At 62.6% G+C, this 22,448-nt stretch carries 19 protein-coding genes; 11 read left to right on the top strand and 8 right to left on the bottom strand.

Going from position 1 to position 22,448, the window contains the following annotated elements; all coding sequences use genetic code 11:
• The first annotated feature begins 70 nt into the window (after positions 1-70).
• Both BLW55_RS17880 and BLW55_RS17875 read left to right on the top strand, forming a co-directional pair.
• The gene (locus BLW55_RS17880) at positions 71-433 is read left to right on the top strand and encodes a hypothetical protein (protein ID WP_007009301.1); all 363 of its coding nucleotides are present in this window, start codon (positions 71-73) and stop codon (positions 431-433) included.
• Positions 434-518: 85 nt separating this feature from the next.
• Positions 519-902 (top strand): DUF427 domain-containing protein, encoded by a 384-nt coding sequence (locus tag BLW55_RS17875; protein WP_090329681.1) that lies wholly within the window; start codon positions 519-521, stop codon positions 900-902.
• A 164-nt stretch (positions 903-1,066) separates the two neighbouring features.
• Here BLW55_RS17875 and ppdK read toward each other — a convergent pair whose 3' ends face one another.
• Together ppdK and BLW55_RS17865 are read right to left on the bottom strand one after the other, a co-directional pair.
• The gene (ppdK, locus tag BLW55_RS17870; RefSeq protein WP_090329680.1) at positions 1,067-3,742 is read right to left on the bottom strand and encodes a pyruvate, phosphate dikinase; all 2,676 of its coding nucleotides are present in this window, start codon (positions 3,740-3,742) and stop codon (positions 1,067-1,069) included.
• Between the two features lie 214 nt (positions 3,743-3,956).
• Positions 3,957-5,156 (bottom strand): MFS transporter, encoded by a 1,200-nt coding sequence (locus BLW55_RS17865; RefSeq protein ID WP_090329679.1) that lies wholly within the window; start codon positions 5,154-5,156, stop codon positions 3,957-3,959.
• Positions 5,157-5,242: 86 nt separating this feature from the next.
• Here BLW55_RS17865 and BLW55_RS17860 point away from each other — a divergent pair, with 86 nt between their 5' ends.
• Together BLW55_RS17860 and BLW55_RS17855 are read left to right on the top strand one after the other, a co-directional pair.
• Positions 5,243-6,274 (top strand): AraC family transcriptional regulator, encoded by a 1,032-nt coding sequence (locus BLW55_RS17860; protein ID WP_090329678.1) that lies wholly within the window; start codon positions 5,243-5,245, stop codon positions 6,272-6,274.
• 191 nt (positions 6,275-6,465) lie between these two features.
• Positions 6,466-6,810: a VOC family protein gene (locus BLW55_RS17855; protein WP_007009305.1), complete on the top strand. Its 345-nt coding sequence runs from the start codon at positions 6,466-6,468 to the stop codon at positions 6,808-6,810.
• 119 nt (positions 6,811-6,929) lie between these two features.
• Here BLW55_RS17855 and smc read toward each other — a convergent pair whose 3' ends face one another.
• From smc to BLW55_RS17835, 4 genes are all read right to left on the bottom strand, one after another.
• Complete coding sequence (smc, locus tag BLW55_RS17850; protein ID WP_090329677.1) at positions 6,930-10,388, bottom strand: chromosome segregation protein SMC; 3,459 nt, start codon at positions 10,386-10,388, stop codon at positions 6,930-6,932.
• A 54-nt stretch (positions 10,389-10,442) separates the two neighbouring features.
• On the bottom strand, positions 10,443-11,042 hold the full coding sequence (locus tag BLW55_RS17845) for a DsbA family protein (RefSeq protein WP_244509123.1): 600 nt from the start codon (positions 11,040-11,042) through the stop codon (positions 10,443-10,445).
• A 124-nt stretch (positions 11,043-11,166) separates the two neighbouring features.
• Entirely contained in the window at positions 11,167-11,877 is a 711-nt protein-coding gene (locus tag BLW55_RS17840; RefSeq protein WP_007007999.1) for a DsbA family protein, read from the bottom strand.
• Positions 11,878-12,029: 152 nt separating this feature from the next.
• Positions 12,030-12,527 carry a DUF721 domain-containing protein gene (locus tag BLW55_RS17835; RefSeq protein WP_090329675.1) on the bottom strand — a complete coding sequence of 166 codons (498 nt, stop codon included), beginning with the start codon at positions 12,525-12,527 and terminating at the stop codon, positions 12,030-12,032.
• A 50-nt stretch (positions 12,528-12,577) separates the two neighbouring features.
• Here BLW55_RS17835 and mutY point away from each other — a divergent pair, with 50 nt between their 5' ends.
• Positions 12,578-13,711, top strand: coding sequence for an A/G-specific adenine glycosylase (gene mutY / locus BLW55_RS17830; RefSeq protein ID WP_090329674.1), 1,134 nt, complete (start codon positions 12,578-12,580; stop codon positions 13,709-13,711).
• 6 nt (positions 13,712-13,717) lie between these two features.
• Entirely contained in the window at positions 13,718-14,329 is a 612-nt protein-coding gene (locus BLW55_RS17825) for an HAD family hydrolase (protein ID WP_090329673.1), read from the top strand.
• Between the two features lie 111 nt (positions 14,330-14,440).
• Here the strand turns inward: BLW55_RS17825 and BLW55_RS17820 are convergent, their stop codons facing one another.
• Positions 14,441-15,574, bottom strand: coding sequence for a site-specific DNA-methyltransferase (locus tag BLW55_RS17820; protein WP_007008003.1), 1,134 nt, complete (start codon positions 15,572-15,574; stop codon positions 14,441-14,443).
• A 144-nt stretch (positions 15,575-15,718) separates the two neighbouring features.
• Here BLW55_RS17820 and BLW55_RS17815 point away from each other — a divergent pair, with 144 nt between their 5' ends.
• Both BLW55_RS17815 and BLW55_RS17810 read left to right on the top strand, forming a co-directional pair.
• The gene (locus BLW55_RS17815; protein WP_090329672.1) at positions 15,719-17,365 is read left to right on the top strand and encodes a vWA domain-containing protein; all 1,647 of its coding nucleotides are present in this window, start codon (positions 15,719-15,721) and stop codon (positions 17,363-17,365) included.
• A gap of 98 nt (positions 17,366-17,463) precedes the next feature.
• Positions 17,464-18,153, top strand: coding sequence for an HAD family hydrolase (locus BLW55_RS17810; RefSeq protein WP_007008005.1), 690 nt, complete (start codon positions 17,464-17,466; stop codon positions 18,151-18,153).
• A 111-nt stretch (positions 18,154-18,264) separates the two neighbouring features.
• On the opposite strand, the gene BLW55_RS17805 is transcribed toward BLW55_RS17810, so the two are convergent.
• A complete protein-coding gene (locus BLW55_RS17805; RefSeq protein ID WP_090329671.1) occupies positions 18,265-18,852 on the bottom strand; it encodes a hypothetical protein in 588 nt (195 codons plus the stop codon).
• A gap of 252 nt (positions 18,853-19,104) precedes the next feature.
• Here BLW55_RS17805 and thrC point away from each other — a divergent pair, with 252 nt between their 5' ends.
• The 3 genes from thrC to BLW55_RS17790 are packed head-to-tail and all read left to right on the top strand — an operon-like array spanning position 19,105 to position 22,443.
• Positions 19,105-20,508, top strand: coding sequence for a threonine synthase (thrC, locus tag BLW55_RS17800; RefSeq protein ID WP_090329670.1), 1,404 nt, complete (start codon positions 19,105-19,107; stop codon positions 20,506-20,508).
• Positions 20,509-20,532: 24 nt separating this feature from the next.
• Positions 20,533-21,825 (top strand): M16 family metallopeptidase, encoded by a 1,293-nt coding sequence (locus BLW55_RS17795; protein ID WP_007008008.1) that lies wholly within the window; start codon positions 20,533-20,535, stop codon positions 21,823-21,825.
• 15 nt (positions 21,826-21,840) lie between these two features.
• The gene (locus BLW55_RS17790) at positions 21,841-22,443 is read left to right on the top strand and encodes a GNAT family N-acetyltransferase (RefSeq protein ID WP_007008009.1); all 603 of its coding nucleotides are present in this window, start codon (positions 21,841-21,843) and stop codon (positions 22,441-22,443) included.
• The last annotated feature ends 5 nt before the right edge of the window (positions 22,444-22,448 follow it).

Genomic DNA, 22,448 nt, shown 5'->3' with positions numbered 1-22,448 from the left:
TTCCGGCCATGCTGACCGGCACAATGGACGAGGCGGAGGGATGCGTGGGAGAAAGTTATGAGGTTCCGCCATGCAGACAGTGCTTCCAGAACGTCATGAAACCGCCTCGAGCTCACTGGAACTGGTTGAGCTGGAACTTGCTCTGAAGCATCAGGATTTCGTCGAGCTCGGCTTCGAAGGCGCTGTGCGGCAGGCGCTGGACCAGATCAACGGGCGCCTGCTTTTCCACATGCGGCTTGATGGAATGAACGATTGCGACTGGGTGGCTGCCGTCGTGCTAGAGGAGCATGATGAACATGCTTATGCCCTCGTGGTTCAGCGGACCGGAGGCGGATCGCTTGAGGTCGAGGACATCAACACAAGCGAACTGCCGGTGGCCAGGATCGTCAACGCCTATGCAGGCCTCATGACATCGCTCGATCGCGTGCAGTAAACCGGCGCACGGCGTTACAAGCCGTTATCCCGCGCAAGAAACCCACAGCACTCCACAGCGTTTCCTCCACAACGGAGTGAACGTCATGACTGACAACACAAATCCAGCCCCCAGATTCATGCGCAATCCGCACAAGCGCATCACCATCACACCGCACGCCAAAAGGATTATCGTGAAGGCGGATGGAATTGAAATCGCGGCAACGAAGGCCGCCAGACTTCTGCGCGAGACCGGCTGCCGGGATGTGCTTTACATCCCCTTCGCGGACATAAACTTCGCCGGTCTCGAACCGTCTCAGACCAGATCCCACTGCCCCTACAAGGGAGATGCCAGCTACTGGCGGCTGACCGGCGCTGGGGAGCCGGGTAGCGACATCATGTGGGCGTATAAAACACCATACGACGAAGCTCAGGAGATCAAAGAGCACGGCGCATTTTATGCCGAGCTCGTCGACATTGAGGAGCGCTAGGGTCGGAACCGAAAAGTGGTCCCCGGTTTTCGGGTTCGTCAGATGCTCCGTCAATGAACAATCTGGACCGCCTCAACCTCTTACGGGTTCGATGAGGCGGTCCAACTGTCTGTTTCCACGCAATTCCGGATGGAAAACCGGTTCCCACTTTTGCTGAAACTGCCCTATCCGGCAGCCTTGCTTTCGCTGATGGCAGCCTGCGCAGCAGCCAGCCGGGCGATCGGCACGCGGAATGGCGAGCACGAAACATAGTCCAGCCCCACGCTCTCGCAGAAGCGGATGGAAGCGGGGTCGCCGCCGTGCTCGCCGCAGATGCCCAGCTTGATGTCCGACCGTGCATCGCGCCCTTTCTGGCAGGCAATTCGCACCAGCTCGCCAACACCGTCGACATCCAGGGAAACGAACGGATCCTGCTCGATGATGCCACGCGTGCGGTAGGTCTCCAGGAACGAGGCCGCATCGTCCCGGGAAATGCCAAATGCCGTCTGCGTCAGATCATTGGTTCCGAAGGAGAAAAACTCCGCGCTGGCTGCGATTTCATCCGCTCTGAGAGCCGCACGCGGCAGTTCGATCATCGTGCCGACAAGATAACTGAACGTGACACCTCGCTCCGCCATCACTGTCTTCGCCACCGCATCGATGCGGTCCTTCACGAAGGTCAGTTCGGCGGACATGCCGACGAGCGGCACCATCACCTCCGGCACCACCGGCGCGCCTGCCTTTTCAGCAGCCTCGGCGGCCGCCTCGAAGATGGCGCGCGCCTGCATCTCCGCAATCTCCGGATAGGAAATCGCCAGACGACAGCCACGGTGGCCAAGCATCGGATTGAACTCGTGCAAAGCCTCGGTCCGCTGGCGCAGTTTCTCCGCCGAAACGCCCATAGCCTCGGCCACTTCGGCGATTTCCTCCTCGGTCTTGGGCAGGAACTCGTGGAGCGGCGGGTCGAGCAGGCGGATGGTGACGGGAAGCCCCGCCATCACCTCAAATATCTCCACAAAGTCGGAGCGCTGCATTGGCAGAAGCTTGGCGAGTGCCGCGCGCCGCTCGCTTTCCGTATCGGCCAGGATCATCTCGCGCATGGCGAGGATGCGACCGTCGTCGAAGAACATGTGCTCGGTGCGGCAAAGGCCGATGCCCTCCGCGCCGAAGGACCGCGCCGTGCGCGCATCGGCCGGCGTTTCGGCATTGGCGCGCACCCGCATGCGCCGTGCTTCGTCGGCCCAGCCCATGATCGTGGAGAAATCGCCCGAGAGCTCCGGCTGGAGCATCGGCACCGAGCCCTTTAGCACCTGTCCCGTCGCGCCGTCGATGGTGATCGTATCGCCGGCCTTCAGCATCTGCCCCATGGCCAGGAGAACGCCCTTCCTGTGATCGACGCGCAGGGAACCCGCGCCCGAAACGCAGGGCTTGCCCATGCCGCGCGCCACCACCGCCGCGTGGCTCGTCATGCCGCCGCGTGTGGTCAAGATGCCTTCTGCGGCATGCATGCCGTGAATGTCTTCCGGGCTCGTTTCCACCCGCACCAGGATCACCCGGCGCCCTTCAGCCTTTGCCTCTTCGGCAGCTTCCGAGGAAAACACGATCTCGCCCGTCGCAGCCCCCGGCGAGGCCGGCAGGCCCATGCCGATGATGTCACGCGGGGCGGAAGGGTCGATGGTCGGGTGCAGGAGCTGATCGAGCGACGCCGCATCGATACGCGATACCGCTTCCTCCCGGGAAATCAGCCCCTCATTGGCCATGTCCACCGCAACCTTGAGGGCCGCGCTTGCCGTGCGCTTGCCGGAGCGCGTCTGCAGCATCCACAGCTTGCCGCGCTCAATGGTGAACTCCAGATCCTGCATGTCGCGGTAGTGCCGCTCCAGCGTGTCGGCGATCTGAACGAAGGCGGCGAACGCTTCCGGCATCAGCTTCTCGAGCGAAGGCTTGTCTGAGCCGGCGGCGAGCCGTGCCGCCTCGGTAATGTTCTGCGGCGTGCGGATGCCCGCCACCACGTCCTCACCCTGCGCATTGACGAGAAATTCGCCGTAGAGCGCTTTTTCGCCGGTCGAGGGGTCGCGCGTGAAGGCCACGCCCGTTGCCGAATCCTCGCCCCGGTTGCCGAACACCATGGCCTGCACGTTCACCGCCGTGCCCCAGCTTTCGGGAATGTCGTGCAGGCGGCGATAGGTCACCGCGCGCGGGTTCATCCACGAAGAGAAGACGGCGCCAACCGCGCCCCAGAGCTGTTCGTGCGGATCCTGCGGAAACGGCGCACCCAGTTCGGTCTCGATCCGCCCCTTGTAGAGCGCGATCACATTCTGCCAGTCCTCGGCCGAGAATTCCGTGTCGACCTCATAGCCGAGCCGCGCTTTCTCCTCTTCGAGAATCTCCTCAAAGACATCGTGGTCAAGCCCGAGCACCACATTGCAGTACATCTGGATAAAGCGGCGGTAGCTGTCATAGGCAAAGCGCGCATCCCCCGCCTCCGCCGCGATCGCCTCGACCGTCGCATCGTTGAGGCCGAGATTGAGCACCGTGTCCATCATGCCGGGCATGGAGGCGCGGGCACCGGAGCGCACGGAAACCAGAAGCGGTTCGCTGGCATCGCCGAAGCGGCGGCCGGCCACCCGGCCCACCTCTTCGAGTGCCGCCTCGACCTGTGTTTTCAATTCGTCCGGATAGGTGCGGCCACTGGCGTAATAGTGGGAGCAGAGCTCGGTCGTGATCGTAAAGCCGGGCGGTACGGGCAGCCCGAGGCTGCACATCTCCGCCAGGTTTGCGCCTTTGCCGCCGAGCAGATTCCTGTCGCCCGCGCTGCCTTCGGCACGTCCATCGCCAAACACATAGACCCACTTGGTCATGCTGCATTCCCCTTCCGGTCGATTTGCCGGCACCTGGAACCATAATGCACCGGCCACGGGACGCAGCGTTAAGCGGCAGCGCGCGCCAAGGCAAGGCCGGCTTCCCGGCCATCCGCCTCTTTATCGATTGAAGAGAAGATTTTTTCTGATCAGCGCCCGTGAACGACGCAGGAGGGGCGAAGCCAAAGCCCCGCCCCGGTATTCTTCAGGCAGGTCAGGCCGCAGCGGCAACCGCCCTTGGGCGCACCCCGATGAAGATCATCACCGCTGCCAGCACCAGGACAATGCTCGCCACGCTGAACACACCCTGCGCCCCGCTGGCATCAAAGATCAGCCCGCCGCCGGCGGCCCCAATGGCAATCGCCAGCTGGATCGCCGCGACCAGCAATCCGCCGGCGCTCTCGGCCTGATCGGGCACGGTGCGCGCCAGCCAGGTGGACCAACCGACCGGGACAGCGCCAAATGCAAGTCCCCAGAGCGCGATCATCACCGCGCTGGCCGCCGGCATCGATGCGGCCGAGACGAGCCCGAAGCCCAGGACGCTCATCACGAGCGGCACAGTCATCAGCGTGCGGCGCAGACTACGCTCGACCAGAAGCCCGCCGAACAGCGAACCGAGAAAATTGGCGAGGCCGAAACCCAGCAGAATGCCGGAGACCGCCGTGATGCTCGCATCCGTAATGTTTTCCAGATGTGGCCTGATATAGGTAAAGAAGGCGAAGTGGCCGGCAAACACCAGCATGGCCGCCAGAAGACCAAGCCCCACGCCCGGCCGCACCAGCACATCGACCAGCGTGCGTAGTCGGGTGGCCGCGTTGGGCGCCAGATTCGGCAGGGTGGCAAACTGCACCACGAACGTGATGACGCCGAGTGCGGTCGCCAGTACGAACACGCTGCGCCAGCCGAACATGTCCCCCACATAGCTGCCGACAGGCGCGGCAACGATCGTTGCCGCGGCGACACCACTGACAATCATTGAAAGCGCCCTTGGCACCAGCGCATCGGGCACGAGCCGCATGGCGACCGCTGTCGACATGGTCCAGAACCCGCCCAGCCCAATGCCGAGCAGGACCCGCCCGGTGAGCAGTACCGCGATGTTGGGTGCGAATGCCACCATCAGGTTCGATCCGATGAGAAGCAGGGTGAACCCAAGCAACACATAGCGCCGGTCGATGCTGCGCGTGGCAGCCGAAACCAGCAGGCTCGTTATCAGCCCCACCACGGCTGTCGCCGTCACCGCCTGGCCGGCCATCCCTTCCGAAACGCCAAGATCGAGCGCCATCGGCGTCAGAAGGCTTGCCGGCAGAAATTCCGCCGTCACCAGCCCAAACACGCCGAGCGCCATGGAAACCACCGCACCCCAGGCCGGCGTCCGGCTGGCCTGGGTATTTGTCCACTGAGGGACTTCGTCCATCTGTCTGTCCTTTCACATGCAGGGTGTTTTGCAGTGCGACAGAGATAGGCTGGACACTTCGGACGCACCATGTCATAAAATCCGAAATGCTTGATCGAAACGCCGAAAATTCCTCGCTTCACCCCAACCCTGACCTGGTCAGTGACCTGCTCATGGGCATGCGTCTTTATGGGATGGAGTACAACCGCACACAGATCTCACCTCCCTTCGGCCTCCGCTTCCCGACCATTGAGGGGCGCGCTCAATTTCACTTTGTGGGCCGCGGACCGGTGTTTCTGCGCGGGCCCGGTGACGCGCTTCATGCGCTCGATACCGGCGACGCCGTGCTTCTCCCCCGTGGCGGCGAACATTCGCTACTGTCCAATGCGGAGATGAAGTGTCACTGCATTACGCAGTTCCAGCCAAAGACACTGTGCCGGAACGTCAATGAGATCGTGGCCTGCTCGAACGAGAAGGACCACACGTCCGATACCCTCATCTTCTCGGGCTGCATGGAGTTTGATCTGGGCAGCATGCATCCCCTTGTCGCCCTCATGCCCGACGTGATGCTGGTCAACACGCTCCTGAAGCGATATCCGGAAATCCTGCCGATCCTTGACGCCATGGAACGCGAAGCGAAGGAAGACCGTGCGGGGTTCGCCGGCATTCTCGCCCGGCTCGCTGACGTGGTCTCGGCCTTCATCGTACGTGCCTGGGTGGAATGCGGCTGCGGTGGCTCAAGCGGCTGGGTGGCCGCCCTGCGCGATCCACGTCTTGGACGTGTCATCGCCGCCCTGCACCGCGATCCGGGCCGCAACTGGACCGTGGCGGAACTCGCCGGCCAGATGGGCAGTTCCCGCTCCGTCTTCGCCGACCGGTTCCAGGCCGTCACCGGCATGACACCCGTGCGCTACCTTACAGAACTGAGGATGCGGCTTGCCGCACAATGGATCAGCCGCGAGGGCATGGCCATCGAAACGGCGGCGCAGCGCCTGGGTTACGGTTCCCAGGCCGCGTTCAGCCGCGCATTCAAACGCGTCATCGGCAAGCCGCCCGGCGCCGTCCGCACGCTCACATCGCCGCGCCCGCATCCAGCCGCTACCGTTCACGAAGCGGCCCCTGCCCCGCAGACCCCGTGAGGCGAAGCGTCGCCTCATCCATCTGCCCGCCACACCACCGCGCGAGTGCTTCGGAAAAGAGCGTTTCGCTCCCCTGCGCGCGTCACCATACGATCCACGGCACATCCCTGTCCGGCAACAAGAATGAGGATTCCGGCCTTGCAAAAAGCGCGGAAACGAAATAGAACAAAAAAAGAACATTGGAGATCATCATGCGCAAGACCGGAAAGCTCGACTATATCGAAATGCCGGCGGGCGGCGGCAGCATCGACCGGGTTAAAGCCTTTTACGCCAATGCCTTTTCCTGGTCGTTTACCGACTACGGCCCCGGCTACTCGGCCTTTAACGAGGGTCTGGACGGCGGTTTCGACGGCAATCCGGACGGGAACGATAAACCGCTTCCGGTGCTCTTCTCCGAGGATCTCGAGGCCACGCTGAAAACGGTCGAGGATGCTGGCGGAAAGATCGTGAGACCGATCTTTTCCTTTCCCGGCGGCCGCCGCTTCCACTTCACCGATCCGGCCGGCAACGAACTGGCGGTCTGGAGCGAGACATGAGGTCGTTGAACGCAGTGGTCGAGGTCGGGCCTATAGCATTTTGCAGTCAGGTGGAATCACCTGACGTCCGCATAAACGCGGTAAAACAGATAGATAGTGCGGAGGAGCGGGAGGAAATGCTAGCCTGCCTCGCGCAGGCGCTCGGCGGTCTGGAGATCGACGGAGACGAGCTGGCTGACGCCCTGCTCGGCCATGGTCACGCCAAAGAGCCGGTTCATGCGCGCCATGGTTATGGGATTGTGCGTGATGACCACAAAGCGGGTATCCGTTGACGCCGCCATCTCGTCCATAAGATTGCAGAAACGCTCGACATTGTGATCATCGAGCGGCGCATCGACCTCGTCCAGCACGCAGATGGGGGCGGGATTGGTCAGGAACACAGCGAAGATCAGCGCCATCGCCGTCAGAGCCTGCTCGCCACCTGACAGAAGCGTCATGGTCTGCGGACGCTTGCCGGGCGGGCGGGCGAGAATTTCAAGCCCCGCCTCAAGCGGGTCGTCGGATTCGATCAGTTGCAGTTCCGCGGTACCACCGCCGAAGAGATGGGTGAACAGCCGCTGAAATTGCTCGTTGACCACGTCGAATGCAGCCAGCAGGCGCTCGCGCCCTTCCCTGTTCAGGTTCTGGATTGCATGACGCAGTTTGCGGATGGCCTCGATCACGTCCTCACGCTCGGAAACGATGGTGCCGTGACGTTCGGTGAGTTCCGTCTGTTCCTCTTCGGCGCGCAGATTGACCGCGCCGAGCCGTTCCCGCTCCATCTTGAAACGCTCCAGCCGACGCTCCACCTCGGCGATCTCCGGCATCGGCGCATCCGGCTCCAGTTCGGCCATCGCCAGAACCCTGTGCGGCGCAACGTTCAACACTTCCTGAATTCGGGCTTCCGCCTCCTTGCGCCGTTCCTCGGCTGCCGTCACGCGCTCCTCGGCACGGGCCCTGGCTTCGCGCGCCGATGAAAGCGCCTGGATGCTCTCGGTCGCCCGCTTGTCGAGCTCCGTCTGGCGGTTTTCGGCTTCCTGCAGAGTGTCAGCCGCTTCCCTGCGCACGGCTTCCGCCTTTGCAATCTCCGAAAGCAGCGAGCGGCCGCGCACCTCGATCTCCTCTGGCGCTTCGGCGAGTTCTTCGAGCTCGGCTTCCGTATCGGCGCGACGCTGCAGAAGGGCCGCGGTGTGCCGGTCGGCGTTCTCCACGCGTGACTGCCAGCCGCGCCGTTCCGCAGCGATAGCCTCCAGCCGGCGCCGGCGCGCTTCCGCCTCGCGCCGCAATCCCTCATAGGCCGCACGCGCTTCGGCCACCGCCGCGCGTTTGGCGGAAACCTCGGCGGACTGCCGTTCAAGCTGCGCCTGCAGTTCGGTCAGATCGGGCGCGGCTTCCAGCGCTTCCTCCGCAGCCACTGTCGCCGCGGCGGCCTCTTCGTGATCCTCGACCACCCGGCTGCGCGCCTCATCAAGGCTCACGCGGCGACTGGAAAGCTCGCCCGCCGCCCTTTCTGCACCAGCCAGCGCATCGCGCGCCCGGCCAAGCGCGGCCTGCGCTTCGCGCGCTTCCTCGCGGGAGCGGCGTTCGGCTTCCACCGCGCTCTTCACCCCCTGCTCGGCATCGGCCAGCGCGGTTTCTGTCGCGCGCAGCCGCGCGGTCGCCTCGATTACCTCTCCATCGAGCTCGGCAAGGCGGTTCTTCTGCGCCAGCCTCTGCGCCGCCGCCGTGGGCGCGTCGGCGCTGGCGCGATATCCGTCCCAGCGCCACAATGCCCCGTCGCGCGCCACCAGCCGCTGACCGGGCTTCAGCATTTTTTGCAGCCGTGGCCCGTCCCCGGCGTCCACGATGCCGATCTGCGCCAGACGACGTGCAAGCTGCGCGGGCGCTTTCACCACAGAGGAAAGCGCCATCACGCCCTCTGGAAGGGCGGGGTCGTCCGCAACTATCTCCGAAGGCCCCCAATAAACGGGTGCGGCACTGTCGAGCGGCACATCGAGGTCTTCACCGAGAGCGGCACCCAGCGCCGTCTCGAAGCCGCGCTCCACGCGCAATTGCTCGAGAACCGCCGGGAAAAGGTCCGCTCCTCCGGCATTCAGAATCTTGCGCAGGGTCTGCGCTTCCGTCTCCACCCGGCCAAGTTCGGCCCGCGCCTCCTGCAGAGGCGGGCGGGCGGCCTGTTCGGCCTCGCGGGCGGCGGCGACACGCTCCTCGTTTTCGACTGCAGCCGCCTCCGCCATTTCCAGCCGCTCGGCTGCTTCGTCGACGAGCATGCGCTTTTCGGCCGGGTCCGGCAGCCCGGCAATCCGGCTGGCGATCTCCGCAAGCTCGGCATCCATACTGGCGATCTGCCGCGCCAGCCGGTCGCGGCGCTCGGCCTGATCGCGGATCGCACGCTCGGCCTGCTGCCGTGTCGCCGAAGCTTCTGCCTTCTCCGCCGTCAGCCGCGAGAGCAGTTCTTCGGCAGCCGAAAGTTCGGTGGAAACCGTTTCAAAGACATTCTGCAGTTCGGTTTCACGCCCTTCAGCGCCTTCTTCGGCCTCTTTGAGAGCTTCTTCCTCTTCTGCCAGTCGCGCCAGCGCATCGGCATTGTCGCGCACCATCTGCTCTTCGCGCGCCACGTCTGCGTTCAGCTGGTCGATGCGCTTCTTCAGCTCCTGCGTGCGCGCGTCTATGCGCTTGGCCTCTTCCTCCACCTGCGTGCGTGCGATGGTCAGTCGTTGCAGGGCAGCGGCAGCGGCGGCTTCGGCATCGCGCAGCGCGGGCAGCTTGTGCGCACCGATGGCCTGTGCCTTGGCCGCTTCCATCTGGCCGCTGGCGTTTTCGCCCACCAGTGCAGTCGCCCCAGACAGCGCGCTCTGGGCCTCGGCCTCCTGCGCCTTGGCCGAAGACCAGCGCAGGTGCAGCAGGATCGCTTCGGCCTTGCGCACTTCGGCAGAAAGTTTCTTGAAGCGCGAGGCCTGACGCGCCTGTCGTTTCAGACTCTCGATCTGGCTGTCGAGCTCGCTCACCACATCGTCGAGCCGTTCCAGATTCTGTTCGGCGGCGCGCAGCCTGAGTTCAGCCTCATGGCGGCGTGAATGAAGCCCGGAAATGCCGGCAGCCTCTTCAAGCAGCGCCCGGCGTGCCTGCGGCTTTGCCTGGATCAGCTCGCCGATCCGCCCCTGCCCCACCATGGAGGGCGAGCGCGCGCCGGTCGACTGGTCGGCGAACAGAAGCTGCACGTCGCGGGCGCGCGCTTCCTTGCCGTTGATGCGGTAGACCGAGCCTGCCTCACGCTCGATGCGGCGCGACACCTGCAACTCGTCCGCATCGTTGAAAGCGGCCGGCGCAGTGCGGTCGGAATTTTCGAGAAACAGCGTCACTTCGGCCGTGTTTCGGGCCGGGCGCGTGCCCGAACCGGAGAAGATGACATCGTCCATCCCGGAGGCGCGCATGTTCTTGTAGGAGTTTTCGCCCATCACCCAGCGCAGCGCTTCGACCAGATTGGACTTGCCACAGCCATTCGGACCGACCACCCCGGTCAGCCCGTTCTCGATCACGAACTCGCTCGGCTCGACGAAAGATTTGAAGCCCAGAAGGCGCAGCTTGGTGAACTTCATGCCGGTCGCGCCTCAATCAGCGCAAACGAAAACGGCGGACAAACGCGTTGTCCGCTAAAGCATGCCGTCGATGATCGCCGACATTTCCTCAATCGACATGGCTCCCGAGTGCTTCATCCCGTTGATGAAGAATGTTGGAACAGCCTCGATCCCCAGACGCTCCAGACCCCAATTGCGCATTGACCTGACTTCATCCAGAAGCTTGCTGTCCGTCAAGCAAGCTTCAAAGCTCTCCTGTGAGAAACCGGCATTTATGGCGGTTTTCAACAGGGCAGAGCGTCCATCCTGCACCCAGGCCCACTGCGTCTGGGTTCTGTAGAGGAGATCGGAGACGCGGAAATAATCGTCCTTCGCGCAATAGGCAAGCATCAAACCGGCTTCAGCGCGCGGGTCCGTCGGCAACCCACGCACGACATAGCGCACCTTGCCCGTGTCGATATATCTGCGCTTCAGTGCCGGCAGGGTCTCGACATGATAGCGGGCACAGTGTGCGCAGGTCATCGATGCATATTCGATGACTGTCACCGGCGCGTCGGGATCGCCGAGCGCCTGTTCCTCGAGCCCGCCCGTTTCAGCGAGCGCCTCCATATCCACGCTGCCGGCTATTGCCACCACAGTCCCGCTCAGTGAAAAACCGGCTGCAATAAGCGTCAATCCCAATGCTAGAAGTAAGAGAAGCCGTTGGCCGCCCCCCAGGCAAGCCAAAAGAAAACGCATCAATAAAAATCCAATAAACAAAAAACGCCACCGGCAAAACCGGTGGCGCGGCTACCTTAAATTAGAGCATCCCGTCGATGACAGCCGAGATCTCGTCGATGGACATCGCACCGGAATACTTCTTTCCGTTGATGAAGAAGGTCGGCGTGGCATCGACGCCGAAATCGCTCGCGCCGCGGGCGCGCACGGCCCGCACCTTTGTCAGAAGCTCCTGATCCGTCAGGCAGGCTTCAAAGCTCTCCTGGGTGAAACCGGCGAGCTTGGAAATCTTCAGGAGCGCAGACTGTGCATCCTGCACCGGTGCCCAGTTGTTCTGCTGCTTGAAGAGCACGTCGACCATCGCAAAGTACTTGTCGTCCGAGCAGCGCGCCAGCATGAAGCCCGCTTCCGCGCGCGGATCGAACGGGAACTCGCGCAGGATAAAGCGCACCTTGCCCGTCTCAATGTACTTCTTCTTCAGCTCCGGATAGGTCCGGGTGTGGAAGGTGGCGCAGTGGCTACACGTCATGGACGCATATTCGACAATGGTCACCGGCGCATTTTCATCGCCGAGAACCTTGTCCTCCAGCGCGCCCTCTTCGAGCAGCTTGTCCATGTCCACCGTTCCGCTGGAGGGCGGAGCCTCGACGGCGGCCGTGGTGATGGGATCCGTGGCAGGCGCTCCCGCCTCAGCTTCGGCATTGCTGTCGGTGCACGCTGCCAGTCCAAGCCCAAGCGCCGGCAAGGCGGCCATGGAAAGAAGAAGTCTGCGGCGCTGGATCAGTTCGGACATGAATTTTCACCTGTTCGTCTTGGAGTGTTACCTGCGAGTGTTACCTGCGTTCACGCCACAAAGCGGGCGTTTCGGGCGAATTTGGGTCAGGGGCGCATTTTTCTGAAGCAACAGCCCCATCACGTTTTGGTGATCGCGGGGGGCATGATCTGTCATTTGCGCCGGCCTAAAATGCTCGCCCCCAGCTTTTGCAGCGATTGGCGCAGCCCCTCGTCTTCCACCCCGGCGACCAGCGCATCGATCCGGGCGCTTTCCGATCCTGAAAGAGGGCGCGTGGGCGGCACACGGCGCACCTGCGGCTGAGCAACCGGCTTCTGTACGATCTTTATGCGCCCCACCGCGGCAAAGCCGAGGAAGGCATTGACGCGGGCGATCACCTCGCCCGTCTCGTGCTGCAGGCGCAGCGCCGCCGCGCCTTCGCACGCGATCACCAGCGTGGCCGGCTCAAACGGGTCGTCCTCGTGCCGGCGGCGCGGCCAGGCAAGCTTTTCAGGCCGCGTGCTGAGCGCCAGCCGCTCGCCCACGATCTCGCTCCAGCACTGGACAAGCTCCACCGAAAGCCCGGCGCGCTTGCGCATCACCGGATCGAGAATACCGGTGGCAAGATCGCTCACCGCGACGGGATTGCCCGATTGCCTCTTCCCTGTCATGACATGAAGTCTCGAATTGATCCGCAACGCATATTGAGTTTCGCTCCAGTATGGCACGCACGGAAGCGTCGGTCACCGACGCACAGGCCTCTTCGACCGATTTTTCGCGCCCGCTGCTCGCGTGGTACGACCGCCATCACCGGAGCCTGCCCTGGCGCACTCCGCCCGACGAGACAAAACTCGGTGTCCTTCCAGATCCCTACCGCGTCTGGCTGTCGGAAGTGATGCTTCAGCAGACCACGGTCGGTGCGGTCAAGCGCTATTTCGAGGCATTTACCGATGCATGGCCGACGGTCGAAGCCCTCGCCACCGCCGAAACCGACGACGTGATGAAGGCATGGGCGGGGCTCGGCTATTATTCACGCGCCCGCAATCTGAAGAAATGCGCCGAGACCGTCGCCAGCGAATATGATGGCCGCTTTCCAGATACCGAAGCCGGCCTCAAGGCCCTTCCCGGCATCGGCGACTACACAGCCGCCGCGATTGCAGCCATTGCCTTTAACCGCCCCGCCGCCGTGGTGGACGGCAATATCGAGCGCGTCATCACACGGCTTCATGCCATCGAGGCGCCTCTGCCGCAGGCCAAGCCCGAGATTCGCACCCTGGTCGCGCAGGCTCTTCCGCATGATCGACCAGGCGACTTCGCGCAGGCCATGATGGATCTCGGTGCGACAATCTGCACGCCGCGCAGGCCCGCATGCGTGCTTTGCCCCATCACCGATGGCTGCACGGCGCGGCGCGAAGGTACCGCCGAGCGTTTCCCCGTCAAGGCGCCGAAGATGGAAAAGCCTGCCCGCCGGGGCGCAGCCTTCGTCGCCGTGCGTGCCGATGGCGCGGTGCTTTTAAGGCAGCGCCCGCCCACCGGCCTTCTGGGTGGCATGACAGAGGTCCCGGGCAGCCACTGGACGGCGCGGCAGGATGGCGCCACTGATATCTCTGCCGCCCCCTTCCCCGCCGACTGGCGTGAAACCGGGTCGATCCGCCACGTCTTCACGCATTTCGCGCTGGAGCTTTCCGTTTTTCGGGCCGATCTTCACAATGATCAACTACCCGGCGATCAACCACCCGGCGATGGCTGGTGGTCTTCCCCCGACACACTGCCCGGCGAAGCCCTGCCCACTGTCATGAAAAAGGCTATCGAGGCTGCGATACCCGGAGCCACCAGGAAGCCCCGCAAAGGATAGAACCGCATGAGCGACATTCGACACATCGTTTTTGATATCGGCAGGGTTCTGATCCACTACGATCCTGAAATTCCCTATCGCCGCCTCATCCCCGATGATGCCCAGCGCCGCTGGTTTCTGGAAAATGTCTGCACCGGCGACTGGAACATCGAACAGGATCGCGGGCGCAGATGGGAAGACGCCGAGGCGCTTCTTATCGCCGAGCATCCGCAGGAGGAAGAGAACATTCGTGGCTTCCGCCGGCACTGGCACGAAATGGTGCCTCACGCCTACGACGATTCGGTCGCCATGCTCGAAACGCTCATCGACGCCGGCCATGACGTGACCATGCTCACCAATTTTGCGGCAGACACCTTCGCCGAGGCCCGCGAGCGCTATACCTTTCTCAACCGGCCACGCGGCGTGACCGTCTCGGGCGAAGTGAGGCTCCTCAAGCCCGACCGTGCAATCTACGACATCCATGTCGAAAGCTTCGGCCTCGAGCCGGCCGCCACGCTATTCATCGACGACAGCGAGAAGAATGTGGAAGGTGCAAGAGATGCCGGCTGGCAGGCCGTGCATTTCAGCGGCGCAGAGAAGCTGCGAAGCGATCTGGCCGGCTATGGCTTCGCAGTCTGAAAAAAGCGCTCCGCAGAATCATACAGAGATTCATCGAAGCGCTCTATCTTGCTGATCGTCTTTGGCTTTTGCGGCTCCGGGCTTCTCCACCTGAGCCCACGCGCCTGATGCTCAGGCGGCAACGCCCTGCATGTTGTCGCGCATGATCTGGCGCAGATCGTCGATCGGCTTCAGGCTGCCCTTTTCCTCGAAATGCCAGAAGGTCCAGCCATTGCAGGCTTCGAGCCCCTGAACGCGGGCGCCGATCCGGTGGATCGAGCCTGCCTCGTCGCCGATGGCAATCGTGCCGTCGGCACGCACATTGGCGGTCCAGCGACGCTTGGAATCGTGCAATTGCGTGCCCGGCTGCATGAGGCCTGCCTCCAGCAGGCTGCCGAAGGCCACGCGTGGCGCGGAACGCTTGGCCTGCATCTGGGCAAGATCCATCTCGTCCAGCGGTTCGATGCCGGCGATACGGGCGCTCGCCGCTTCGATATACTCATCCTGCCGATCGATGCCGACAAAGTGGCGGCCAAGCCGCTTGGCAACCGCCCCGGTCGTGCCTGAGCCGAAGAATGGATCGAGCACCACATCGCCGGGCTTGGTCGATGCCATCATCACCCGTGCAAGCAGCGCTTCCGGCTTCTGCGTGGGATGCAGCTTGCCGCCATCCTCGTTCTTTAGGCGTTCCTTGCCCGTGCAGATGGGGAAGAGCCAGTCGGAGCGCATCTGCACATCGTCATTGGAGGCCTTGAGCGCTTCATAGTTGAAGGTATAGCCCTTGGACGACTTGTCGCGCGAGGCCCAGATCATCGTCTCATGCGCGTTCTGGAACCTGCGGCCGCGGAAATTCGGCATCGGATTCGTCTTGCGCCAGACAATGTCGTTGAGCAGCCAGTAGCCCAGGTCCTGCATCACTGTGCCGACCCGGAAAATGTTGTGATAGGAGCCGATCACCCAGATCGTGCCGTTCGGCTTCAAGACGCGACGCGCTGCCAGCATCCATGCGCGGGTGAAGGCATCATAGGCAGCAAAACTGTCGAACTGGTCCCAGGCATCGTCAACCGCATCGACGCGCGATTGATCGGGGCGGTGCAGGTCTCCACCAAGCTGCAGATTGTAGGGTGGATCGGCAAAGATCACATCGACCGATTTTTCCGGCAGACGGTCAAGTGCGGCGACACAGTCCCCCTTGATGATCGTATCGAGCCATTCGGCCTTTTTCGGTTCGGGTGCAAGCTCATCGATACGACGCACAGCGGACATGGACTGACCTCTAACTCGGACTGTTTACCTGCCGTTATGGTTACGGAAGATGGTAAATATTCCGTAAGGGCCCGTGCCGATTTGCGGCCCATGCGAAGCTGTGCAATCTTCCCTTGCGTCAAGTTTCACCCACGGAGACCCGGCATGATCCGCACCCGCCTGTTGAGCGTCCTGGCAGCCCTGTTGTTTGCCTTCCCCGCGATGGCCGAAGGCAAAACGATCATCGTCCTGGATGGCTCCGGCTCCATGTGGGGGCAGATCGACGGCACGACGAAGATCGAGATCGCACGCGATACGCTGCGCAAAGTCATGGAAACGCTGCCGCAGGACACCGAGCTTGGCCTCGTGGCCTACGGGCACCGGGAGAAGGGTTCCTGTTCCGACATCGAGATCGCCATTCCGCCGGCAACAGGCACGGCAGCGGCGGTCGCCGATTTCGCCAACCGGCTCAATCCGAAGGGCAAGACGCCGCTCACCGATGCGGTTCGGAAGGCCGCCGAGGAACTGCGCATTGAAGAAAATGCTGCGACCGTCATCCTTGTCACCGATGGGCTGGAGACCTGCAATGCGGACCCCTGCGCGCTCGGCCGCGAGCTTGAGGCCTCGGGCGTCGATTTTACCGCGCATGTGGTCGGTTTCGGCCTGTCCGAGGAAGAAGGACAGGAAGTTGCCTGTCTCGCGGAAAACACTGGTGGGCTCTATCTCAAGGCTGACGACGCAGGCCAGCTTGCGGAAGCGCTCGAAACCACGGTCGCAAAGGCGCCCGAACCGGAGCCAAAGCCGCAAGCGGCCAGTGTCGAGTTCAATGTGCGTGGCATCGCACGCCTTTCGCAGGATGGCCCGGACATGGCCGACAGTTCGGAAGTGCGCTGGGACTTCATCCCTTTGGGCGCAAATGGCGAACCTGAGAGCCGCAGCGCCGATGGCGGCTATCGCGGCGTGTTCGCTGCCAGCGTACCCGCCGGTTCCTATCGTGCGAAAGCGCGGCTTGGCCGCATCACATTCGAGACCGATGTGGATCTGACCGAGGACGCGACAACGGACGTTATTGCCGTGTTTAATGCCGGGCTCGTCGAAATCACGCCGAAACGCACCCCCGGAGACACCGAGGCCGATACGGGCGCGCGCGTCGACGTGCATTTCGACGGCACGAAGGATGGCGGATATGGCCAGACACGCGTCTGGGCGAAGGCCGGTTCCATCAGGGTCACCGGACGGATCGGCAAGGCCACCGTCGAAGAAAGCCACGAACTCGCCGCCGGCGAGACCCTCAAACTCGACCTGGTCATCGGCTCCGGACTGGTCGTCCCGTCTGCCGTCTATGCAGAGGGCGGGCCGGAGGTTGAAGGCAACGCCATCCGCTTCGAGGTCCAGGACGCCAGGGCCGACATTAGCGGCAACCGCAAGACGCTTGGCGGCCAGTACGGCCCAGGCAAGCAGGGGATGGATGTTCCACCCGGCGATTACATGCTTTATGCGCGCCTCGGAAAGGCCGAGGCCATGACGCCGATCAGCGTCAGGGCGGGCGAACGCACTGAGGCGACGGTCAATATCAATGCCGGCGTCCTCGCCGTCTCCGCTCCCGGCGCCTACAGGATCGAGTTTCTTGAGGGCAAGAAAGACATCCAGGGCAACCAGAAGAATCTGGGCGGCACCTATGACGTCAAAGCGCAGGAGACTTTGCCGCCGGGAGACTATGAAGTGCTTGTACGCTACGAAGGCGACAGGGCGGAACAGCGCCGGAAAGCCAGCGTGACCGCTGGCGAGCGCACAGAGGTCGTCGTCGAATAGCGCGTTCAGCCACGGCTACATGGAGTTGTCTCGGGGCGGCATAACGGCTATGCCCCCAACGCGCCACCATCAGGCTTCAATTCAGAACAGGTCTTGCCATGCCAGCTCCCGAACTCGTCATCTTCGATTGCGATGGCGTTCTCGTCGATTCGGAAATCATCGCGTCGCGTGTCGAAGCACGGGTGCTAACGCAAGCAGGCTTTGAGATCACGCCTGAAGAACTGGCCAGCCGCTATGCCGGCCTCACCTTCAAGGACATTCTTTTGTCCATCGAGGAAAATGCCGACGCGCCGCTGCAGGCCACACTGATCGATCAGGCTGAAAGCGAAGTCGACAAGAAAGTACGCAAGGAGGTGAAGCCTCTGGAGGGCGTTCACGAAGCAGTCGCTGCCGTCACCATGCCGAAATGCGTCTGTTCGAATTCCAGCTACGAGCGGGTGGAGGCGATGCTGTCCCGTACGCGGCTCCTGCCCTTCTTCAAGGACCACATCTATTCCTCTCTGGAAACGCCCTCGCGCCAGCCCAAGCCTGCGCCGGACGTTTTCCTTTATGCCGCCGAAAAGATGGGAGCCGCACCCGGGCGCTGCTTCGTCATTGAAGATTCAGTGCACGGGATCGCCGGCGCGAGAGCCGCCGGCATGCGCGTCATCGGCTTCACCGGTGGAGCGCACATACAGCCCGGCCATGCCGACCTTCTGATGGAAGCGGGCGCGGAGACGGTCATTCACCGTTTCCAGGACCTTGCCGGTGTCATCGAAGCCCTGTCGGAATGGAGCGAGAATGCATGAGGGCAACCCTGACAGATTGATTCAGCCCGCACTCCAAACCCCCTGATATTCCATAAAAAAACGGGGGACTCGCCCCCGCCTTCATCCTGCCCCCAGAAACCGGCCGCAAGGTTAGCGGCCGCCGTTCGGCCCCTCGTCAAACCCGACCATCAACTGAATGCTGCGATCGGGCGTCCCCGTGATCATCACATTCGGATCGTTGAAGATGAACTGGGTTGCGCCGGCGGTGTCGCTGATCGCGACCTGGTGCTGGAACAGCTTCGAATAGACAACCTCGCCGCCACGAACGGCGACGATGCGGATCGGCATTGTGATCGTGCCGGTATTGCCTTTCGGACCCGGGACGACGCGACCGGCCACGGCCACCGTCATGCCGAACGAGCCCGTGCCGTAGTTACACTTGCGCGTCACATCGGTGATCGAGGCCTGATAGATCACGCTGCCGGGCTGATCCTGCCCGCCCTTTTCATAGGTGGTGAAATAGGCCGTGCCTTCTCGCAGGGAGACCGGCGGGCAGAATGCGCGCAATTCGCTTTCGCGCACCACATCCTCAGCCTGTCCGGCTGTCTGGGCACCCTGCTGTTGAAGATTGCCGCCCTGCATGTCCAGTCCGCCCGTCGCATCGTCGGACTGGCAGCCCGAAACGATGGCAGTGGCGGAAAGCAGGAGAGAACTGATGAAAAGACGATAATTGACCAAGTGACATGCCCCGTGGATATGCGCATTCTTCAGGCACCGGCAACGACCGGGCAAAAAGCAACGGAGAGATGACAGATTTTTCCGGCAAATTCCAGAAAACCCGTCATCGACATTCAATTTCCGTGCGGTTTGAGTGGAAAACCGGTTCCCACCCGTCCAGATCATGCTCTATACCAGACGCGCGGCCGGAATGCGACGGGCTCTTGCGGGCGCCGGCTGTCCTCCCTCGCAGTTCATGAGGCAATACGACGAATGGCGACAGATTATATCAGCACGCGTGGCGATGCGCCGGCGCTTGGGTTTTCCGATGCGATGCTGGCAGGGCTTGCCCGCGATGGCGGTCTTTACGTTCCCCGCGCGTGGCCGCAGTTTTCCGCTGACGACCTCCGCGCCATGCGCGGCCAGAGCTATGGCGAGATCGCCTTTCGCGTGCTCGCTCCCTTCGTGGGCGATGAAATAGACGCGACGACCCTGCGCCGCATCATTGACGAGAGCTATGCCACGTTCCGTCACCCGGCTGTGTGCCCTCTTGTTCAAACCGGTCCGAACGAATTCATCCTGGAGCTTTTTCACGGCCCCACCCTCGCCTTCAAGGACGTCGCCATGCAGCTTCTGGCGCGGCTGATGGATCACGTTCTTGCCGAGCGCGGCGAGCGTGTCACCATCGTCGGCGCGACATCGGGCGACACAGGAGGGGCTGCCATAGAGGCCTTTGCCGGGACCGAGCGGGCGGATGTCTTCATCCTCTTCCCCGAGGGGCGTGTCTCTCCGGTGCAGCAGCGCCAGATGACCACATCCGGCGCCGCCAACGTGCATGCTCTTGCCGTCAAGGGCAATTTCGACGACTGCCAGGGCCTGCTCAAGGACATGTTCAACGATCACGGCTTTCGTGACAGCGTTGCTCTTTCCGGTGTGAATTCGATCAACTGGGCCCGCGTTATGGCCCAGATCGTCTACTACTTCACCGCCGCCGTCTCACTCGGCGGTCCCGACCGCACGATCTCGTTCACCGTACCCACCGGCAATTTCGGCGATATTTTCGCGGGCTATGCGGCAAAGGAAATGGGCCTGCCCATCGATCGTCTCGTGATCGCCACCAACGACAACGACATTCTTGCCCGCACGCTCGCCACCGGTGAATACGCCACGCGTGAAGTGGTGGCGACCACATCGCCCTCGATGGACATTCAGGTTTCCTCCAATTTCGAACGCCTGCTCTATTTTGCTTCCGGCAGGAATGCGGATGAAATCCGCCGCTACATGCAGATGCTGAAGCAGTCGGGCAGCTTCACGGTCGAGCCAGAGACGCTGGAGGTCATCCGCAAAGGCTTTTCTGCCGGTCGCTCGGAGATGGCGGAAACGGCGCAAACGATCGGCGCGGTCCGGCGCGAGAGCGGCTATCTGCTCGACCCGCACACAGCCACGGGCGTGAAAGTTGCGCGTGCAATGCCGGCATCGGCGTCGCCCATGGTGGTTCTGTCGACCGCCCATCCGGCCAAGTTCCCGGCTGCCGTCAGGGATGCCAGTGGCATCGAGCCGGCCCTGCCCGAATGGCTCGGCGACCTGATGAAACGCAAAGAGTCCTTTACAGTCCTTCCCTCAGATTTAAGAATGCTGCAGGATCACATAAGCCGCCACGCCAGAGCGGCGCGTTGAGTTTGTTCAAGGAGTAAGAAGCATATGGGTGTTGAGGTAAGCCGTCTGTCGAACGGCCTGACGGTCGCAACCGAAACCCTGCCTCATCTGGAAACCGTTGCGCTGGGCATCTGGGTTAAATCCGGATCGCGCAATGAGTATGAGAATGAGCACGGTATTGCGCATCTTCTGGAGCACATGGCGTTCAAGGGAACGACCAAACGCAGTGCCCGTCAGATTGCGACCGATATCGAGGATGTCGGCGGTGAGATCAACGCTGCGACCAGCGTCGAGACAACCGCATTCTATGCACGCGTTCTCAGCGCAGACATGCCGCTGGCGGTAGAACTCCTTTCCGACATTCTGACCGATTCCAAATTCGACCCGCACGAGCTGGAACGCGAGCAGCATGTGATTCTCCAGGAAATCGGCGCCGCGCACGACATTCCCGACGACATCGTCTTCGACCGTTTCACCGAGACGGCGTTCCGCCACCAGGCGCTTGGCCGTTCGGTGCTCGGAACCCCCGAGACGGTCCAGTCCTTTACCCCGGATCAGCTTCGGGGCTTTCTCGAACGCCAGTACTCGGCAGACCGCATGGTCATTGTCGCCGCCGGCGGGCTGAAGCACGAAGATTTCGTGCGCGAGGTGGAAAGCCGCCTCGGCAGTTTCCGCAGCAAGGCCGAAGGCACCACACCGCCCTATGCACACTATGTGGGCGGTGACTTCCGCGAGCACCGCGATCTCATGGATGCGCAGATCATTCTGGGCTTTGAGGGCCGTGCCTACCATGTGCGCGACTTCTATGCCTCGCAGGTGCTCTCCACCATTCTCGGCGGCGGCATGTCCTCGAGGCTTTTCCAGGAAATACGTGAGAAGCACGGCCTCTGCTACTCGGTCTACGCCTTCCACTGGGGGTTCTCGGACACCGGCATTTTCGGCATCCACGCTGCGACCGGCAAAAGCGACATCGAAGAGCTTGTGCCCCTGCTCCTCGGCGAGTTGCAGAAAGCGGGACAGGCCATCGGTCAGGACGAGCTCGACCGGGCACGTGCGCAATATCGCGCCGGCCTCATGATGGCGCGTGAAAACCCGGCAAGCCGCGCCTCGCAGATCGCGCGCCAGCTTCTGCTCTACGGCCGGCCGATCGACGTGGACGAGTTGATGGATCGCCTGTCCAACCTGACCGTTGATCGCCTGACCGATCTCTCGCAGCGTCTCTTCACCTCCAAGCCGACCGTTGCGGCGATCGGCCCCGTCGGCAGCCTTGCACCCTTCGAATCCATTCAGGATGCGCTCGCCGATCAGGGGTCCATGCCTCGCAAGCTCGCCGTGTAGGACCGTCGCAGACATATGCTGGACGTGCCCTTCTTCCGCCGCCCGCCTCCGGCGCTCAAGGGCGAAACCGTGTTCCTCAGAACACCGGTCATGGGCGATCATGCGGAATGGGCAGCCCTGCGCGACGAAAGCCGCGGCTTTCTCGTGCCCTGGGAGCCAAGCTGGGCACCCGACGAATTGTCCAGAAGCGCTTTCCGGCACCGGCTCAAGCGCTATCGCACCGAATATGAAAACGGCACCGGCATCAGTTTCTTCGTCTTCGATGCGCCGACGGAAGCGCTGGCGGGTGGAATCACACTCTCCAACATCAGGCGCGGCGTCGCGCAGACCGCCAGCATAGGCTACTGGATGGGCGAACGATATGCCGGTCGCGGCATGATGCTTTCGGCCCTGCGGCTGCTCATTCCCTATGCTTTCGACGGCTTGCGGTTGCACCGTCTGGAAGCCGCCTGTATTCCAGACAACAAACGTTCTGTCGGTTTACTTGAAAAAGCCGGATTTCAGCGCGAAGGCCTGCTCAGGTCCTATCTCAGGATCAACGGCACTTGGCGTGATCACTATCTCTATGCGCTGGTCGCTGAGGAGCGTCACGTGCCTGCACTAGAAACACGAGGCTGATTTCC

Source organism: Nitratireductor aquibiodomus (assembly GCF_900105565.1).
GTDB classification, from domain to species: Bacteria; Pseudomonadota; Alphaproteobacteria; order Rhizobiales; family Rhizobiaceae; genus Nitratireductor; species Nitratireductor aquibiodomus.
This window is presented reverse-complemented; position numbering and strand designations above follow the sequence as displayed.

Excerpts from the sequence above, each read along its gene's own strand:
- BLW55_RS17880 (WP_007009301.1), top strand. The coding sequence starts at position 71 with ATGCAGACAGTGCTTCCAGAACGTCATGAAACCGCCTCGAGCTCACTG.
- BLW55_RS17875 (WP_090329681.1), top strand. The coding sequence starts at position 519 with ATGACTGACAACACAAATCCAGCCCCCAGATTCATGCGCAATCCGCAC.
- ppdK (WP_090329680.1), bottom strand. The coding sequence starts at position 3,742 with ATGACCAAGTGGGTCTATGTGTTTGGCGATGGACGTGCCGAAGGCAGC.
- BLW55_RS17865 (WP_090329679.1), bottom strand. The coding sequence starts at position 5,156 with ATGGACGAAGTCCCTCAGTGGACAAATACCCAGGCCAGCCGGACGCCG.
- BLW55_RS17860 (WP_090329678.1), top strand. The coding sequence starts at position 5,243 with ATGCTTGATCGAAACGCCGAAAATTCCTCGCTTCACCCCAACCCTGAC.
- BLW55_RS17855 (WP_007009305.1), top strand. The coding sequence starts at position 6,466 with ATGCGCAAGACCGGAAAGCTCGACTATATCGAAATGCCGGCGGGCGGC.
- smc (WP_090329677.1), bottom strand. The coding sequence starts at position 10,388 with ATGAAGTTCACCAAGCTGCGCCTTCTGGGCTTCAAATCTTTCGTCGAG.
- BLW55_RS17840 (WP_007007999.1), bottom strand. The coding sequence starts at position 11,877 with ATGTCCGAACTGATCCAGCGCCGCAGACTTCTTCTTTCCATGGCCGCC.
- BLW55_RS17835 (WP_090329675.1), bottom strand. The coding sequence starts at position 12,527 with ATGACAGGGAAGAGGCAATCGGGCAATCCCGTCGCGGTGAGCGATCTT.
- mutY (WP_090329674.1), top strand. The coding sequence starts at position 12,578 with ATGGCACGCACGGAAGCGTCGGTCACCGACGCACAGGCCTCTTCGACC.
- BLW55_RS17825 (WP_090329673.1), top strand. The coding sequence starts at position 13,718 with ATGAGCGACATTCGACACATCGTTTTTGATATCGGCAGGGTTCTGATC.
- BLW55_RS17820 (WP_007008003.1), bottom strand. The coding sequence starts at position 15,574 with ATGTCCGCTGTGCGTCGTATCGATGAGCTTGCACCCGAACCGAAAAAG.
- BLW55_RS17815 (WP_090329672.1), top strand. The coding sequence starts at position 15,719 with ATGATCCGCACCCGCCTGTTGAGCGTCCTGGCAGCCCTGTTGTTTGCC.
- BLW55_RS17810 (WP_007008005.1), top strand. The coding sequence starts at position 17,464 with ATGCCAGCTCCCGAACTCGTCATCTTCGATTGCGATGGCGTTCTCGTC.
- thrC (WP_090329670.1), top strand. The coding sequence starts at position 19,105 with ATGGCGACAGATTATATCAGCACGCGTGGCGATGCGCCGGCGCTTGGG.
- BLW55_RS17795 (WP_007008008.1), top strand. The coding sequence starts at position 20,533 with ATGGGTGTTGAGGTAAGCCGTCTGTCGAACGGCCTGACGGTCGCAACC.
- BLW55_RS17790 (WP_007008009.1), top strand. The coding sequence starts at position 21,841 with ATGCTGGACGTGCCCTTCTTCCGCCGCCCGCCTCCGGCGCTCAAGGGC.